This is a genomic window from Variovorax durovernensis, assembly GCF_977011995.1.
Map to the genome: position 1 here is coordinate 2,802,895 of NZ_CDRNCW010000001.1, position 16,288 is coordinate 2,819,182.

The 16,288-nt window shown below is 68.3% G+C and carries 11 protein-coding genes; 7 read left to right on the plus strand and 4 right to left on the minus strand.

Annotated elements, in window-relative coordinates; genetic code table 11:
• Window positions 1-113: 113 nt before the first annotated feature.
• A complete protein-coding gene (locus ACWV14_RS13380) occupies window positions 114-941 on the plus strand; it encodes an HDOD domain-containing protein (RefSeq protein ID WP_454909058.1) in 828 nt (275 codons plus the stop codon).
• A 12-nt stretch (window positions 942-953) separates the two neighbouring features.
• Here ACWV14_RS13380 and kdsA read toward each other — a convergent pair whose 3' ends face one another.
• The 3 genes from kdsA to ACWV14_RS13395 all read right to left on the minus strand — a co-directional run bounded on the left by kdsA (window position 954) and on the right by ACWV14_RS13395 (window position 5,157).
• The gene (gene kdsA, locus ACWV14_RS13385; protein WP_422086104.1) at window positions 954-1,799 is read right to left on the minus strand and encodes a 3-deoxy-8-phosphooctulonate synthase; all 846 of its coding nucleotides are present in this window, start codon (window positions 1,797-1,799) and stop codon (window positions 954-956) included.
• Window positions 1,800-1,872: 73 nt separating this feature from the next.
• Window positions 1,873-2,832, minus strand: coding sequence for a S1C family serine protease (locus tag ACWV14_RS13390; protein WP_454909059.1), 960 nt, complete (start codon window positions 2,830-2,832; stop codon window positions 1,873-1,875).
• A gap of 87 nt (window positions 2,833-2,919) precedes the next feature.
• Window positions 2,920-5,157 carry a hypothetical protein gene (locus ACWV14_RS13395; RefSeq protein WP_454909060.1) on the minus strand — a complete coding sequence of 746 codons (2,238 nt, stop codon included), beginning with the start codon at window positions 5,155-5,157 and terminating at the stop codon, window positions 2,920-2,922.
• 391 nt (window positions 5,158-5,548) lie between these two features.
• Here ACWV14_RS13395 and ACWV14_RS13400 point away from each other — a divergent pair, with 391 nt between their 5' ends.
• Window positions 5,549-5,737, plus strand: a complete 189-nt coding sequence (locus ACWV14_RS13400; protein WP_454909061.1) for a hypothetical protein — start codon at window positions 5,549-5,551, stop codon at window positions 5,735-5,737.
• Between the two features lie 25 nt (window positions 5,738-5,762).
• Here the strand turns inward: ACWV14_RS13400 and ACWV14_RS13405 are convergent, their stop codons facing one another.
• Window positions 5,763-7,463: an alpha/beta fold hydrolase gene (locus ACWV14_RS13405; protein WP_454909062.1), complete on the minus strand. Its 1,701-nt coding sequence runs from the start codon at window positions 7,461-7,463 to the stop codon at window positions 5,763-5,765.
• A 214-nt stretch (window positions 7,464-7,677) separates the two neighbouring features.
• Here ACWV14_RS13405 and ACWV14_RS13410 point away from each other — a divergent pair, with 214 nt between their 5' ends.
• The 5 genes from ACWV14_RS13410 (at window position 7,678) to ACWV14_RS13430 (ending at window position 16,253) form a co-directional block, all read left to right on the plus strand.
• A complete protein-coding gene (locus ACWV14_RS13410) occupies window positions 7,678-7,944 on the plus strand; it encodes a hypothetical protein (RefSeq protein WP_422086109.1) in 267 nt (88 codons plus the stop codon).
• A 184-nt stretch (window positions 7,945-8,128) separates the two neighbouring features.
• The gene (gene glgB / locus ACWV14_RS13415; RefSeq protein WP_454909063.1) at window positions 8,129-10,039 is read left to right on the plus strand and encodes a 1,4-alpha-glucan branching protein GlgB; all 1,911 of its coding nucleotides are present in this window, start codon (window positions 8,129-8,131) and stop codon (window positions 10,037-10,039) included.
• Complete coding sequence (locus ACWV14_RS13420; protein ID WP_454909064.1) at window positions 10,036-12,102, plus strand: alpha-1,4-glucan--maltose-1-phosphate maltosyltransferase; 2,067 nt, start codon at window positions 10,036-10,038, stop codon at window positions 12,100-12,102. The genes glgB and ACWV14_RS13420 overlap by 4 nt, the downstream gene beginning before the upstream one ends.
• 14 nt (window positions 12,103-12,116) lie before the next feature.
• Complete coding sequence (treS, locus tag ACWV14_RS13425) at window positions 12,117-15,461, plus strand: maltose alpha-D-glucosyltransferase (RefSeq protein ID WP_454909065.1); 3,345 nt, start codon at window positions 12,117-12,119, stop codon at window positions 15,459-15,461.
• Between the two features lie 33 nt (window positions 15,462-15,494).
• Window positions 15,495-16,253 carry a mechanosensitive ion channel family protein gene (locus ACWV14_RS13430; protein ID WP_454909066.1) on the plus strand — a complete coding sequence of 253 codons (759 nt, stop codon included), beginning with the start codon at window positions 15,495-15,497 and terminating at the stop codon, window positions 16,251-16,253.
• The last annotated feature ends 35 nt before the right edge of the window (window positions 16,254-16,288 follow it).

Here is a 16,288-nt window from a genome sequence, read left to right on the forward strand (position 1 = left end):
GCCTACCGGAATCCGTAGAAATTACAGATTCGCACCGATTCGGCGTTGAGCAGGCGGGGTACTGGAGCAAAATCTTTTGCATACATACACCGAGGCAACACCGCCCAAGCGCCATGACACTCGACGAACTGTTCGCCAATGACGAGTCGCTCCCTACCGTCCCCAGGGTGGTGTCCGACCTCATAGAGATGCTGCGCGACGACGACGTGCCCTTCGCGGCCATCGCGCATCGCATCGAGCTCGACCAGGTGCTCGCGGCCAAGGTGCTGCAGATGGTCAATTCGCCGTTCTTCGGGCTGCCGCGCAAGATCTCTTCCATCCAGGGCGCGATCCTGATGCTCGGGCTCTCGGCCATCCGGTCGTTCGTGGTGAGTTCAGGCCTGTCCGGCTCCTTCAGGAAGGTGGAGGGCGTCAATCTGCCGGAGTTCTGGGCCCACAGCCTGCGCGTTGCTTCGGTCTCCCGGTATCTCGCTTCAAAGACCCGGCGCGTCGATCCCAACCTGGCCTTCACCGCGGGCAGCATGCATGCCATCGGCCATCTCATCATGGCGCAGGCCATGCCCGAGCGCATGGCCGCGTTGAACGAGGTCCACCCGTTCGACGCATTGGGGCGTGCGCAGCTCGAACTGGTCGAATTCGGCTACCACTACGGCGACGTGAGCGCCTCGCTGGCGCGGCGCTGGGAGTTCGCGCCCGAGCTGGTCGACGCGCTTTCCAGCTTCGTGACCCAGGCCAAGGCGGAGCGCCCCGACGCGCTCGGCGGCATTCTTCACATGGCCGTGTGGCGCGTGGCGCTGGAGCGCCAGGGCATGGACCTGGGCAACTTCGGTGCTTTCTGGCCTGCCCAGTCCGCGATGGCCGTCGGCATCACCGAGGACATCGTCCAGGGGATGCCGGCGCCGCGCGTGCTGGCCGCCGACCTGGAATCGATGATCGCCTGAGCGGAGGCGTCTTCAGATATTCAGCGGCGCGAACGACTTGACCAGGTCGTCCAGCGCCTTGATCTGCGTCAGGAACGGTTCCAGCTTGTCCAGCGGCAATGCGCTGGGGCCGTCGCACTTGGCTTGCGCCGGGTCGGGATGGGCTTCGAGGAAGAGGCCGGCCAGCCCCACGGCCATGCCGGCGCGGGCCAGGTCGGCCACCTGCTCGCGGCGGCCGCCCGACGCTGCGGCGCCGGCTTCGCGCTGCTGCAGCGCATGGGTCACGTCGAAGATGATGGGCAGGTTCTGCGTGACCTTCTTCATGACGCCGAAGCCCAGCATGTCCACCACCAGGTTGTCGTAGCCGAAGCAGGTGCCGCGGTCGCACAGGATGAGCCTGTCGTTGCCGGCTTCCTTGAACTTCTCGACGATGTTGAGCATCTGCGGCGGGCTCAGGAACTGCGGCTTCTTGATGTTGATGGCCCGGCCGGTCTTTGCAAGCGCCACCACCAGGTCGGTCTGGCGCGCGAGGAACGCGGGCAGCTGCAGCACGTCGACCACCTCGGCCACCGGTGCGGCCTGCGCGACCTCGTGCACGTCGGTGATCACCGGGACGCCGAACGCGTCTTTCACGGCCTGGAGGATCTTCAGGCCCTCGTCGAGGCCGGGGCCGCGGTAGGAGTGGATCGACGAGCGGTTGGCCTTGTCGAAGCTGCCCTTGAAGACATAGGGAATGCCCAGCTTGCCGGTGACGCGCACGTACTCTTCGGCGCTGCGCAGGGCCAGGTCTTTGGACTCGAGGACGTTGACGCCGCCGAACAGGACGAAGGGGCCGTCGTTGCGGGCGTGGACGTTGGGGGTGATGGTGACAGTGGTCAAGGTTTTCTCCTGGCTAGGTGCCGATTGTCCGTCCGGCCGGGCTTTCGACATTCCCCCGATTTTCCGGCAGGCATCAACCCCCGGGCGTCACCGTCAGGTAAAGCGTCGTCAGCGTGCCCGCCACCGGCCGCAGCAGCTTCAGCAGCAACGGCCGCCCGTAGCCTTCGCCGGCCAGCCGTTTCAGCAAGTCCGACAGCTGCGCGAGCGGCGTACCGTCGCAGCCGATCAGGATGTCGCCGCTGCGCAGCCCGTCGCGCGCCGCCGCCGAGCCGGCCACCACCTCGACCACGCGCACGCCGGTGGCGACGGGCCATTCGTTCTCGCGCACCCAGCGCCTGGGCAGGGCCATCGCGGCGCACTGCACGCCCAGTTTTCCGCGCCGCACCGCGCCGTGGCGCATCAGCTCCCCGGCCACCCAGCGCGCGGTGTCGATGGCCACCGCGAAGCTCAGGCCCTGGGCCGATGGAATCACCGCCGTGTTCACGCCGATGACCTGCGCGGCGCTGTCCAGCAGCGGGCCGCCCGAGTTGCCCGGGTTGAGCGCCACGTCGGTCTGGATCACGTCCTCGATCATCCGGCCGCCGCGCGAGGGCAGGCTGCGGCCCAGCGCGCTCACGATGCCGGCGGTCACGGTGAAGTCGAAGCCGAGCGGGTTGCCGACCGCCACCGCCAGCTGGCCGGGCTGCAGCGCCGCCGAGCTGCCCAGCGGCAGGAAGGCGCTGGGGTGCGACTCGATGCGCAGCACCGCCACGTCGGTCGAGGCGTCGATGCCGACCAGGCGCGCCACGCCCTCGGTGCCGTCCGCGAAGGCCGCGCGCAGCTCGCTCGCGCCTTCGACCACATGGGCGTTGGTGATGGTGAAGCCGTCCGGCGTGAAGAGAAAGCCGGAGCCGCTGCCCTGGCCGCCCGCGTTGCCGCGCTGCGGCTGCTTTCGCACCTTGATGTGCGCGACCGCCGCGCTGGCCGTATGCGCCACCCTTGTGACGGTGGCCGAGTAGGAATCGAGCAGGAATTCGTCTTCGCGTGCGCCCATGCGAGCACCTCTTTCAGTCGCCAGGATCTCCGGGAATCCAGGAGAAATGGCGGCGCGAAAGAGCTTTTCAAGCGCTTGGGCGGGGGCTCAGGCAGCCCCTGGGCGCGCCGTGGCCTGCGCGGTCGGCGAATGCTGCAGCGCCGCCGGCAGGCGGTCGTCCAGCCAGTTCATGCGCCAGGCCAGCAGCGTCACAGCGAGCACCAGCACCGCCAGCGCGGCCACGCCCGTCGCGCCGTGGCGGTCGCGGTACGGGTCGCGCACGATGCGCCTTGCGCCCGGCGGCACCCGCGCGGTCTGCGAGAGCATGCCGCCCAGCCGCACATTCACCTTCATGCGCCCGTTGATGGCCCAGCCGCTGGCGTCGAGGATCGGCCCCAGGCTGCGCTGGCGCAGCTTGAGCCACGCGATCAGCATGCTCGGCCCCGAGATGGCGAGCACGATGCCCAGCAGGGCCACCGGTATCCACTGCCCCAGGTCGATGAACTTGCCGAAGATGGCCACCAGCACCGCGCTGATGCTCCCCAGCGCGACGCCAATGGCCGCCACAGTGCCCACGTCGACCCGGCCGGCAGGGCGGGGCGCCGCGGCCGGTGCCTTGGCCGCGTTCGCGGCTTGGTCGGCGGTGGTGAGCCTGGTCGCGAAGCTCGTCAGGCTGCCCTGGCCGGCGGCGTCCTGCGCGGCGGCGCGCTTGGCCACCTGTTCCTCGATCACGCGCACGAACTTCTTGTACGGCGCAAAGAAGGCCTGCGCCACGCTCGTCGGGTTCTCGATGAGCTTGGTGATGGTGGCGTCCCAGTCCCGGCCCTGGCGGTCGTAGAACACGCCATTGCGCCCCACGAACAGGAAGTCGACGTCGCCCGCCGTAAAGGCAGCGGCAATGCTCATTTTCGCGCCCTGCCGCGTGCAATCGCAGTAGGCCAGGCAGGTCTTCGCCAGCCCCGCGAGCACCGCGTGCCTGGCCGTGTCCTGCACCTGCACCGTCAGCTCGCAGCTGCGGCCGTCGAGGAACAGCGTGCCGGCCTGGAAGATCGCGCCCTCGCGCCGGTAGAAGGCCTTGAACGACACGAAGTTGTCGAGCAGCACCACCAGGTCGCGCTGCAGGCGGATCAGTTTCTCCAGGTCGACCAGCAGCGCGTTGTGTTCCTCGGCGGCTTCGTCGTCGCGGATCAGCGCCAGCAGCGCATCGCGCGTCTGCAGCAGCGCGTCGAGCTTGTCGAGCGGGAGCGCGGCGGCCCAGTTGTCGGGGCGCCTGGCCATCAGGGCCTGCAGCGGCGCGAGCTTCCGGCGGATCGCGAGCCAGTCGGTCTCCGCAAGTTCTTCGCGCGGGCCGAGCAAGGGCACCACGCTGCGCGCGGCAAAGGCGGCCACGGCATCGGCCCACGCGGGGTTGAGTGCAGTGCCGCTCAACGGCAGCACGCAGCGCGGCGTGACCGGGGCCAGCGGCAGTTCGGCGATGGGCTCCGCATGCAGGTCGAGGCTGTTCGCGGCGAGCGCGTCGTAGGCCTTGGCGGAAGGGTTGAGCGCGGCCACGGCCTGCGCGTCGAAAGCGGCCACGCGGCAGCGCGCGAAGAAGTCGTCCAGCTTGGCCTGCACCTTGAGCGCCGCCTCGGCCGCGGCCAGCGTGGGCTCGCCCAGCGGCATCAGTTCTGCATTGCCGGCGTCGGCCTGCGCATGCCAGTCTCGTGCGGTCTGCACCTCGGCAAAGAAAGCCTCGGCGCGGGCACGGTCGACGCCGGGTGTCTGCTTGTGGCGGTCGGGCACGCTGCCGTGCAGCCGGATGACTTCGGCGATGGTGGCGCGCACGGCCTCGTCCTGTGCCGTGTCGGGCGTGACCACGCCGTCGCCGTTGAAGCGCATGGCGGCCAGCAGTTCGCCCCGGTCGGCAATGTCGGCGAGGGTGAGCGTGTCGGCATCGGGCCTGCCCTGGATCTGCAGCAGGCGGCGCGCCTCTTCGAGCAGCCGCGCGCCGGCGGGGTTGTCGTCGTCCAGGTCACCCAGCTTCAGCACGTCGCTGCCTTGCAGCAGCACGTCGGGGTTGCGCAGGCGCGCGCAGACCCATTCGCAGGCCGCTACCACCTCCGGCGGGCGCACGCGGCCATCGTGGTCGGTGTCGATCAGGTCGAGGGTGCGCGCGTCGAAGTCGATGCCGCGCGTCGGACAGGCGAGCGCCACCCAGAGCTTCTGGTCGAGTTCCGCGATGCGGGCGATGTCCTCGCCGGTGCGAAAGATCACCTGGTCGGCGCCGCCTGTGCGGATGAACTGCCAGCGGTGCGGGGTGTGCGAGGGAGGGGCGTGGGGGCTCGGGGAACTGGGTCGATTGCGCATCGCGACACCGTAAGGGAGCATGCGCGGCGCTTTTGAGGACGCAGGGCGCACAGCCATGTCGTCCGGGGCCGACATGGCTGTGCGTGCATGCGGCAGTCGTCGTAGGTCTTGTCTGTCCCGAGGAGGCGGCATTCCCTTTGAATCCGCCGCGCGGACCTTCTATAACTTGAAGCTTGACGGATGTACTACCGTCCCTCGTATACCTCCCTTTGCGAGGGCTTCGCTGCGTGACAGCAACGAGGCTTGGACCCGGCCACGGTGCCGGGTTCTTTTTTCTGAGCCGCCGCATGCGGGGTGCCGCGCCTTCACAAAGGCTTCAGGGGGCGTTTAGGGTTTCTTCAGGCGGGCTGCGCACACTGCGCTGCACCTACAGCACGAAGAAGTTCGCCCCTTGAAAAACATCCTCATCCTGATTGCCGCCGCCACCCTGATGGCAGGCTGCGGCCACGACCACCACCGGCGCGACCGCGACCGCGACCACAACGGCATCCCCGACCGCTACGAGCGCAACCGAGACAGCGACGGCGATGGCGTGCCTGACCGGCACGACCGCCGGCCTTACGACCCTCGCAGGAACTAGCCGAGGGCTTCTTGCCGCAGCGGGATCAGGGTGCCTTCGCGGCCTGCGCCGGCCCCTTCGGCCGCGACGACGGCTCCCAAGAGTCGGGCGTGGTCGCCACCAGCGACTTGAAATCCTTCCATGGCCGCGCGCCCGGAATGGTGCGTCCGCCGACGATCACCGCCTTCGCGAACAGCACCATGCGCTCGCGCAGATAGTCGCGGTCGGACGCGGGCCAGGTCTCGATGGAGTGCGGCCCGCGCGCCAGCACGATCTCCTTCAGCCCGCGGATGCGGTTGTAGGCGGCCACGGTGCCCTCGAGCGTCTCGGCGCGGTCCCACAGGCCCTTGCCGAAGAACGCGGCCGGCCAGCGGTCCATGCCCGCCAGGGTGGACGAGTTCGGATAGAAGACGATGTGATGGTCCGCCGCCATGCCGCCCAGGAACAGGTTGCGGTCGGCCAGGTCGGGCGAGTCGCCCACGTAGCCCGCGCCGCTGGCAAACGACGACAGCAGGATGGTGCCGTGGATGTTCTTCAGCCCCTTGGGCGGCGTGCAGCTGGGCTGGGGCATGTCGAAGGTGCATTCGGCCACGTAGTTCTTGGTCATGGCCCAGGCGGTCGACATCGAGCCGCGCGAGTAGCCGCCGAGCACCAGCGGGATCTCGTTGGCCTTCATGCCCGCCAGCAGCCGGCCGCGTGCGGTCTCGCCCTCGAACAGCTCGCCCGAGGGCGCCAGCAGCCGCAGGCCGCGTCCGCCTTCCAGCGCCGCCAGCGCGCGGAAAACGTCCTCGCCTTGCTCCAGCGTGTTGGTGTCGCTGAAGCCGCCCGACAGACCCTCGCCGCGCCGGTCGTAGGCCAGTACGTCGAAGCCGGCCTGGTTGAGCGCATGGAGGTTCTCGCGCCACCAGCGCTGGCCCATGGTCTCGGTGGTCGCGTTGGGAAAGTTGATCGGAACGGCCTTGCCGGTCTTCTCGTCGATGCGGTAGGCCACCTCGTCCGGATGCTGGATGGCCGTGAGCTGGCCGCCGCCGCCCGGCGCCATGATGGCCAGTGCGCGCACCTTCTTGCCCTTGCCGTCGTCGATTCCGGCGCCCTCGATGTACCAGCCGCGCAGCTTGATGTCGCCGGTCATCTTCAGGTCGATGCGCTCGAAGGCGTCTCGCGGCGCGGTGAACTCCACGATCCAGGTGCGTGCGTCGGCCTCTGCAATGCCTTCGCGGTACGGCGCCTTGGCAAAGAAGGCGGGCCGGCGGATCTGCTTCAGGTCGACATTGCCATCCGGATCGATCTTGCCCGACGGGTCGACCACGCCGGTCGAGCGCGTGGCGCGCTCCTTGTTGGGCGGCAGCCAGCGCTGCATCTGTGCGTCGATGCGCTTGAAGCACGCGGGGTCTTCCTTGCAGGCGCGCCAGCGGGCCTTGAGCTTTTCGTCGGTGAATTCGCTGATGTAGTAGTCGCCGCCCGCGTAGTCGGGCGGCGGGCGGTTGGCCGTCATGAGCACCGGCACGCATTCCTTGGCGCCGGTCCCCTTGGGGCCTTGCCCCAGCAGGTAGCCGCCCATCATGGCGTTGCGGTCGGTGCCGACCCAGGCTGTGCAATCGGTGGGCGGCGGGGTGCTGGCGGTGGCTTGGCGCTGAGCCTCGGTGGGGCCGGTGCAGGCCCCCAGCAGCAGGGCGCCGGCGGCCAGGGTGAAGGCCGCGGCGCGGCGATGGAGGAGCAGGGGGCTCGGAATCTTCTGTGCAGTCATCGAGGCGGATGTTCCAGGCGGAGGGAAGGTGCAGGAGCGGGAGCCCGATCTTCGCCGCATCCGCGCCCGAAAGCCACGGCCGAAGCCGCGTCCGCCTGCAAGCGCAGGCCGCCCTTGCTGTAGGAGATTTCCTGCATGCGCATGCGCGAATTTCCACTCTTCTTCGGCCTTCGCCGCGCGCTCAATCTGCGCCGAAATAAAGGAGACAAGACAGATGAATTTCGAAGGCATCTACTGCTTCGACACGGCGAGCGTGCGCTTCGCCTTCTATCCCGAAGGCCCTGGCGGCCCACGCGTCCTCGCGCAGATCTCCGAAGAAACGCTGCACGACGGATTCGGCGCGCGCGAAATAGGCGAGCGTTTGCTGGAGGCCTGCCGCAAGCACTTCCACGCGATCGAGCCTGCCGCCATAGCGCGCTACCGCAACGCGCCGCGCCGGCCGATCACGCTCACCATCGAAGACTTCGCGCTGCACGCCTGAGCCGGCGCGGCGCCTGAAGGGACACGGGCAGCTCTCCGACAAGGCGAGGCGGCTCAGGCCGTAACCACGGCCACCGGCATCCCAGCAAATTGGCATTCAAGCCAAGCGAGAACCGCAGTGGTTCCCCGCATGGCCGTCGCCCCGACGGCCCTGAACCCCTGCCTCGCTGGCCTTCAATCAAGGAATGCCGGTGCCTTTGAACCATTCACTCCCTGGCGAGCGAGACGCCTATCTTTTCCACGAAGGAACCCACGCGCGGCTCTACGACTTGCTGGGATGCCATGTGCAGCCGGAAGGCGGCGCGCGATTCGCGGTGTGGGCGCCGAATGCGGAGTCGGTGTCGGTGGTGGGCGACTGGAACTACTGGTCGGGCGATGCCGACCCGCTCGCGCCCAGCCCCGGCCAGACCGGCATCTGGATCGGCCACGTGCCCAATGCGGCGCCCGGGCAGGCCTACAAGTACCGCATCCGCTCGCGCCAGGGCGGCTACACGGTCGACAAGGCCGACCCCGTGGCCTTCAGCGCCGAACACCCACCGGCCACCGGCTCGCGCATCTGCGAACTCGCCTACGAATGGGGCGACGACGAATGGATGGCGACGCGCGGCATGCACAACTCGCTCGAGGCGCCGATGTCGGTCTACGAGGTGCACCTGGGCTCCTGGCGCCGGCACGACGGGCAGTTCCTGGGCTACCGCGAGATCGCGCACGAACTGGCCGCGTACGTCAGGAAGATGGGTTTCACGCACGTCGAGCTGATGCCGGTGACCGAGCATCCGTTCTACGGCTCCTGGGGCTACCAGACCACCGGCTACTTCGCGCCTACCGCGCGCTACGGTTCGCCGCAGGACTTCATGTACCTCGTCGACCACCTGCACCAGCAGGGCATCGGCGTGCTGCTCGACTGGGTGCCTTCGCACTTTCCGACCGACGAGCACGGCCTTTCTTTCTTCGACGGCACGCACCTCTTCGAGCATGCCGACCCGCGCCAGGGCTTCCACCCGGAGTGGAACTCCAGCATCTTCAATTACGGCCGGCCCGAGGTGCGCAGCTTCCTGGTGTCGTCGGGCCTGTTCTGGCTCGACCTGTACCACCTGGACGGGCTGCGTGTGGACGCAGTGGCCTCCATGCTCTACCTCGACTACGCCCGCAAGCATGGCGAGTGGATTCCCAACCGCCACGGCGGCCGCGAGAACCTGGAGGCCATCGAGTTCCTGCAGACGCTCAACCGTGCCGTCTACCGCGAGTTCCCCGACACGCTCACCGTGGCGGAAGAGTCGACCGCATGGCCGCGCGTCTCGCGCCCCACCGACATGGACGGCCTGGGCTTCGGCGAGAAATGGAACATGGGCTGGATGCACGACACGCTGGCCTACATGAAGGAAGACCCGGTCAATCGCAAGTACCACCACCACAAGCTGACCTTCTCGCTGGTGTATGCCTTCAACGAGAACTTCGTGCTGCCGTTCTCGCATGACGAGGTGGTGCACGGCAAGGGCTCGCTCATCAACAAGATGCCCGGCGAAAGCTGGCAGCAGTTCGCCAACCTGCGCGCGCTGTTCGGCTTCATGTGGGCGCATCCGGGCAAGAAGCTGCTCTTCATGGGCGACGAGTTCGGCCAGCGCCGCGAATGGACGCACGACGGCGAGCTCGAATGGTGGGTCACGCAGCAGCAGGGCCACGGCGGCCTGCAGCGGCTGGTGGCGCAACTCAACCGGGTGTACCGCGACTCTCCCGCGCTGCACCAGCTCGACTTCTCGGCGGCCGGCTTCGAATGGATTGCGGCCGACGACGCCGAGCGCAGCGTGTTCGCGTTCCTGCGCAAGGCGCGCGACGGCAGCCCGCCGCTGCTGGTGGTCAGCAACATGACGCCGGTGCCGCGCACCAACTACCTGCTGGGCGTGCCCGGCGGCGTGGGCAGTGGCTTCTGGCGCGAGCTGATCAATACCGACGCGGCCGAGTTCGGCGGCGCCGGCTGGGGAAACCTCGGCGGCGTGGAAGCCGCGCCGGTGCGCTCGCACGGGCGCACGCAGTCGGTGTCCCTGACGCTGCCGCCGCTGTCGACCCTGATCCTGGAACAACGCCCGTCACCATGAAGAACATCTTTTCGACCCGCCACGCCGCCGGCGTGGCTCCCGACACCGGAAGCGGCATCGAAAACCCCGGCGGCAACGTGCGCGCCGTGATCGACGCGGTGCTGCCGGCGGTCGACAACGGCCGCTTCGCCGTGAAATGCGTGGCCGGCGAGCGGGTGTGCGTGCGCGCGCACTGCTTCACCGACGGCCACGACGTGCTGCGCGTGCAGCTGTGCTGGCGCGCGCACGACCAGGCCGAGTTCCGCGAAGTGCCGATGAAGCCGCTGGGCAATGACGTGTGGGAGGCCGGCTTCTCGCCGCCCGCGATAGGGCGCTACGTGTACACCGCGGTGGCCTGGGTCGACCCCTTCGAGTCGTGGCGCAGCGAAATGACGCGCCGTGTCGACCCCGATGACGTGCGCATCGCCTCGGAAGTCGGCGCGGCCGAAGTGGCTGCCGCCGCCGCGCGCGCCGAGGGTGCCGACCGCATCGCGCTGCAGCGCTGGGCCACCGAGCTCCAGGCATTGGCCGCCGCGCCCGGCATCGATGCGGTGTCGCTCAAGGCACTGGCGCTCGACGAGGAACTGGCCGAACTCGCGCGCCGCCACCCCGACCGCCGCCACGCGGTGCGCCACCCGGTCGAGCTGCCGCTGGTGGCCGACCGCGAGCGCGCCCGCTTCAGCACCTGGTACGAGCTGTTCCCGCGCTCGGCCGGCACCGAGCCCGGCGTGCACGGCACCTTCAAGGACGTGGAAGCACGCCTGCCGGCCATCGCCGAGATGGGCTTCGACGTGCTGTACTTTCCGCCGATCCATCCCATCGGCCGCGTGCAGCGCAAGGGGCCGAACAACAAGCTGGTGAGCGGCCCCGAAGACGTGGGCAGCCCCTGGGCAATCGGTGCCGCGGAAGGCGGCCACAAGGACATCCTGCCCGAGCTCGGCACCGCCAAGGACTTCCGCCGCCTGCTGGCGCGCGCGGCCGACCACGGGCTGGAGATCGCGCTGGACATCGCCTTCCAGTGCGCGCCCGACCACCCCTACGTGACGGCGCACCCCGACTGGTTCCGCTGGCGCCCCGACGGCACCGTGCAGTACGCCGAGAACCCGCCCAAGAAGTACCAGGACATCTATCCCTTCAACTTCGAAAGCGAAGACTGGCGCGGGCTGTGGGCCGAACTCAAGAGCGTGATCGACCACTGGGTGGGCGAGGGTGTGCGCATCTTCCGCGTCGACAACCCGCACACCAAGGCCTTCCCGTTCTGGGAGTGGGCCATCGGCGAGGTGAAGCGCGAGCACCCCGACGTGATCTTCCTTGCCGAGGCCTTCACCCGGCCCAAGGTGATGCACCGGCTGGCCAAGCTGGGCTTTTCGCAGAGCTACACCTACTTCACCTGGCGCAACACCAAGGAAGAACTGGTCGAGTACTTCACCGAGCTGTCGACCGCGCCGGGCATCGACTACTTCCGCCCCAACGTGTGGCCCAACACGCCCGACATCCTGCACGAGCAGCTGCAGCACGGAGACGCCGCGACTTACATGGCGAGGCTGGTGCTGGCCGCCACGCTGTCGGCCAGCTACGGCATATACGGACCTGCCTACGAACTGCGCGAGCACCTGCCGCGCGAGCCGGGCAGCGAGGAATACCTCGACTCCGAGAAATACCAGCTGCGCCACTGGAACCACGATGATCCCGAAAGCCTGGCGCCGTTCATCGCGCGGGTGAACCGCATCCGCCGCGAGAACCCCGCGCTGCACCAGGACCGCACGCTGCGCTTCCTGCACATCGACAACCCGCAGCTGCTGGCCTATGCCAAGGCCTCGGCCGACGGCGCCAACGTGATCGTGACCGTGGTCAACCTCGATCCGCACAACGCGCAGTGGGGCTGGCTGGGCCTGGAGCGCGCCAGCGTAGGCGTGAACCCGCCCTCGCGCGTGTTCCAGATGCACGACCTGCTCAGCGGCCAGCGCTTCCAGTGGCAGGGCGACTGGCACTACGTGCGCCTGGACCCGCACAGCTGCCCCGCGCACGTCTTCGTCGTTCGTCGGCGTCATGGCGACGAGCGCGACTTCGATTATTTCCTCTGAGAGGTCGCCCGCCCATGAATGCACCCGTTTCGCACATCGCACTGGAAACCGTAGAGATCGACAACAGCGACGACCCGCTGTGGTACCGCGACGCGGTCATCTACCAGCTCAACGTCAAGGCCTTCTTCGATTCCAACAACGACGGCATGGGCGACTTCCAGGGCGTGACCGCCAAGCTCGACTACGTGAAGGAGCTGGGCGTCAACACCATCTGGCTGATGCCGTTCTATCCCTCGCCGCTGCGCGACGACGGCTACGACATCTCCGAGTACGAAGACGTTCATCCGCAGTACGGCTCGCTCGCCGACTTCCGCCAGATGCTGGCCGAGGCGCACAAGCGCGGCCTGCGCGTGATCACCGAGCTGGTCATCAACCACACATCGAGCGAGCACCCGTGGTTCAAGGCCGCGCGGCTGGCGCCGCCGGGCTCCCCCGAGCGCGACTTCTACGTGTGGAGCGACACCGACCAGCTCTACCAGGGCACGCGCATCATCTTCACCGACACCGAGACCTCGAACTGGACCTGGGACCCGGTGGCCAAGCAGTACTACTGGCACCGCTTCTTCAGCCACCAGCCCGACCTGAACTTCGACAACCCGGCGGTGCTGGAGGCCATCTTCAAGACCATGCGCTTCTGGCTGGACATGGGCGTTGACGGCTTCCGGCTCGACGCCATTCCCTACCTGGTGGAGCGCGACGGCACCAGCAACGAGAACCTGCCCGAGACGCACGCGGTGATCAAGCGGCTGCGAGCGGCCATCGACGCGCAGTACAAGAACCGCTTCCTGCTGGCCGAGGCCAACATGTGGCCGGAGGACGTGCGCGAGTACTTCGGCGACGGCGACGAATGCCACATGGCGTATCACTTCCCGCTGATGCCGCGCATGTACATGGCCATCGCGCAGGAAGACCGCCACCCCATCGTGGAAATCATGGCGCAGACGCCCGACATTCCCGAAGGCTGCCAGTGGGCCATCTTCCTGCGCAACCACGACGAGCTCACGCTCGAAATGGTGACCAGCAAGGAGCGCGACTACATGTACACCATGTACGCCGCCGACATGCGCGCGCGCATCAACCTGGGCATCCGCCGGCGCCTGGCGCCGCTGATGGAAAACGACCTTGACCGCGTGAAGCTCATGAACGGCATGCTGCTGTCGATGCCGGGCTCGCCCATCATCTACTACGGCGACGAGATCGGCATGGGCGACAACGTGTTCGTGGGCGACCGCAACGGTGTGCGCACGCCCATGCAGTGGAGCCCCGACCGCAACGCCGGCTTCTCGCGCGCCGACCCGCAGCGCCTGTACCTGCAGCCCATCATGGACCCGATGTACGGCTACGAGGCGCTCAACGTCGAGACGCAGGCGCGCGACGCCAGCTCGCTGCTGAATTGGACCAAGCGCATGCTGGCCGTGCGCAAGACCAGCCACGCCTTCGGTCGCGGCAAGCGGCGCTTCCTGAAGCCGGGCAACCGCAAGATCCTGGCGTACCTGAGCGAGTACGACGGCGACGTGATCCTCGCCGTGTTCAACCTCTCGCGCGCGGCCCAGCCGGTGGAACTGGACCTGTCGGAGTTCCGCGGCTTCGTTCCCATCGAGATGCTGGGCCGGTCCCCCTTTCCGCCCATCGGCGAGCTGCCGTACCTGCTCACGCTGTCCTCGTACGGTTTCTACTGGTTCAAGCTCACGGCCGAGGCCGATGCGCCGAGCTGGCACGAGCAGGGCGTGGCGCTGCAGGAGTGGCCCACGCTGGTGCTGTTCGACGGCTGGACCAGCTTCTTCCGCGACCGAGTGATGCCGTGGCGCATCGGCATGTCCGAGCGCATGCGCAGCCAGTTCGAACTGGAAACGCTGCCGCGCCACATCGAGATCCAGCGCTGGTATGCCTCGAAGGGCACCCCCATCGAGCGTGCGCGCATCGTCGACCACGCGGTGTGGGAGGTGAACGGCCTGAGCTGGATGCTGCCGCTGCTCGCGCTCGACGGGCCGCCCGGCGGCGCCACCTACTTCATGCCGCTCGCCCTGGCCTGGGAAGAGCGCGACGAAGAGCGCATGGCCGGCGTGGCGCAGGCCGCGCTTGCCAAGGTGCGCCAGCAGGCGCAGGTCGGGCTGATGGGCGACGCCTTCTACGACGAAGCCTTCTGCCGCGAACTGGTGCGCGCCATCGGAAAGGGCGCCGAGCTGGCCACCGCCGGCGGCAAGCTGGTGTTCAAGCCGACGGCGGCGTTCGCGCAACTTGGCATCGACCTGGATGCGCTGCCGGTCGGGCGCCCCAGCGGCGTGAGCAGCAACACCGTCGTCACGCTCGACGAGACGCTGTTCCTCAAGGGCTACCGCCATCTGCGCGAAGGCATCAACCCCGAGCTGGAGATGGGCCGCTTCCTCACCGAGGTGGCGCACTACCCGCACTGCGTGCCGGTGCTCGGCGGGCTCGAATACATGAGCGCCGACGGCCGCACCATGACGCTCGCGTTGGTGCAGAGCTACGTTGCCAACCAGGGCGACGGCTGGGACTACACGCTGGGCTACCTGGAGCGCTTCCTGCGCGACGTGGCCACCACCGACGGTGCCGTCGACGTGCCCGACGTGCTGGCGGTGCACGGCGGCTTCCTCGCGCTGATCGGCACGCTGGGCCGCCGCACCGCCGAACTGCACCGCGCGCTGGCCATCCGCACCGGCGCGGCGGCCTTCGACCCCGAGCCGCTGTCGGCCGAAGACGTGGCGGGCTACCGCACCCATGCCGCCAGCGATGCCACCGCCACGCTGTCACTGCTGCGCGAACGCATCGGCGCGCTTCCTCCCGGCGCGCAGGCCGACGCCGAAACCTTGCTGCGCGCCGCCGACACGCTGCAGGCCAACATCGCCGAACGCCGCTTCGTGGGCGAGGGCGGCGGCGGTGCCGCGCTCAAGAGCCGCTACCACGGCGACTACCACTTGGGCCAGGTGCTGGTGAAGGACAACGACTTCGTCATCATCGACTTCGAGGGCGAGCCCGCGCGCAGCTTCGAGGAGCGCCGCGCCAAGAGCTCGCCGCTGCGCGACGTGGCGGGCATGCTGCGCTCGTTCAACTATGCGCGCTGGTCGGCCCTGCGGCGCGTGGCGCAGAGCCCGGAAGAAGCCGAGAAGCTGGCCGCGCCCGCCGTCGCCTGGGAACAGGCCACGCGCGACGCCTTCATGGAGGGCTACGCCGGCACGCTCGCACAGCCGGACGGCGCCCCCATCGACGCCGAACTGCTCGCGCTGTTCGAGCTGGAGAAGGCGCTCTACGAACTTCGCTACGAACTCAACAACCGCGCCGACTGGGTGCAGGTGCCGCTGCACGGCGTGCTCGCGCTCATCCAGCCGAACGGGGCCTGAGGCCGCCGTCGTCATTCACTCGGGGAAACACACATGGAAAACTTCGGCATTCACCTGGAGCCGCTGCGCGCCATCCTCTATCAGGTGGGCGCGTTCATTCCGCGCCTGCTGGTGGCGCTGGTGGTGGTGTTCGTGGGCTGGCTCATCGCCAAGGCGGCGCGCTTTGCCGTGACCAAGGCCTTGCGCGCCATCAACTTCAACGTGCTGACAGAGCGCGCGGGGCTCGACAACTTCCTGCGCCAGGGCGGGCTGGCGGGCGACACCAGCAGTCTCTTCGGCATCCTGGCGTACTGGCTGGTGATACTGGCGTCGCTGCTCATCGCCTTCAACGGCATGGGGCTGAGCTACATCGCCGACCTGCTGGGGCGCATCGTCTGGTTCGTGCCCAACGTGTTCGTCGCCTTGCTCGTGCTGGCTTTCGGCTCGTACTTCGCCAAGTTCGTGGGCGATGCTGTGGGCAGCTATTTCCGCGGCGTGAAGATGCAGGACGCCACGCTGTTCGCCAAGGTGGCGCAGTACGCGGTGATGGCTTTCGTGATCCTGATCGCGCTGGACCAGATCAAGGTGGGCGGCGACATCGTGCGCGAAAGCTTCCTGGTGATCCTGGCGGGCGTGGTTTTTGCGTTGGCCCTTGCATTCGGGCTGGCCGGCAAGGACTGGGCGAAGGCACAGATCGAGCGCTGGTGGCCCCGGCAGCAGCAATTGACGAAGACGGGCACCGGCAGGGAAGGGCCGGGCGCGCCCACGCCACCGCCGCCGCCGCCGCGTTTTGACGACCGCCCACCCCGCTGATCTGCTTTTTCTCCCAACGTACGCAACCGTCCGCC

Excerpts from the sequence above, each read along its gene's own strand:
- ACWV14_RS13380 (WP_454909058.1), top strand. The coding sequence starts at position 114 with ATGACACTCGACGAACTGTTCGCCAATGACGAGTCGCTCCCTACCGTC.
- glgB (WP_454909063.1), top strand. The coding sequence starts at position 8,129 with ATGCCGGTGCCTTTGAACCATTCACTCCCTGGCGAGCGAGACGCCTAT.
- ACWV14_RS13430 (WP_454909066.1), top strand. The coding sequence starts at position 15,495 with ATGGAAAACTTCGGCATTCACCTGGAGCCGCTGCGCGCCATCCTCTAT.
- ACWV14_RS13410 (WP_422086109.1), top strand. The coding sequence starts at position 7,678 with ATGAATTTCGAAGGCATCTACTGCTTCGACACGGCGAGCGTGCGCTTC.
- treS (WP_454909065.1), top strand. The coding sequence starts at position 12,117 with ATGAATGCACCCGTTTCGCACATCGCACTGGAAACCGTAGAGATCGAC.
- ACWV14_RS13390 (WP_454909059.1), bottom strand. The coding sequence starts at position 2,832 with ATGGGCGCACGCGAAGACGAATTCCTGCTCGATTCCTACTCGGCCACC.
- ACWV14_RS13420 (WP_454909064.1), top strand. The coding sequence starts at position 10,036 with ATGAAGAACATCTTTTCGACCCGCCACGCCGCCGGCGTGGCTCCCGAC.
- ACWV14_RS13395 (WP_454909060.1), bottom strand. The coding sequence starts at position 5,157 with ATGCGCAATCGACCCAGTTCCCCGAGCCCCCACGCCCCTCCCTCGCAC.
- ACWV14_RS13405 (WP_454909062.1), bottom strand. The coding sequence starts at position 7,463 with ATGACTGCACAGAAGATTCCGAGCCCCCTGCTCCTCCATCGCCGCGCC.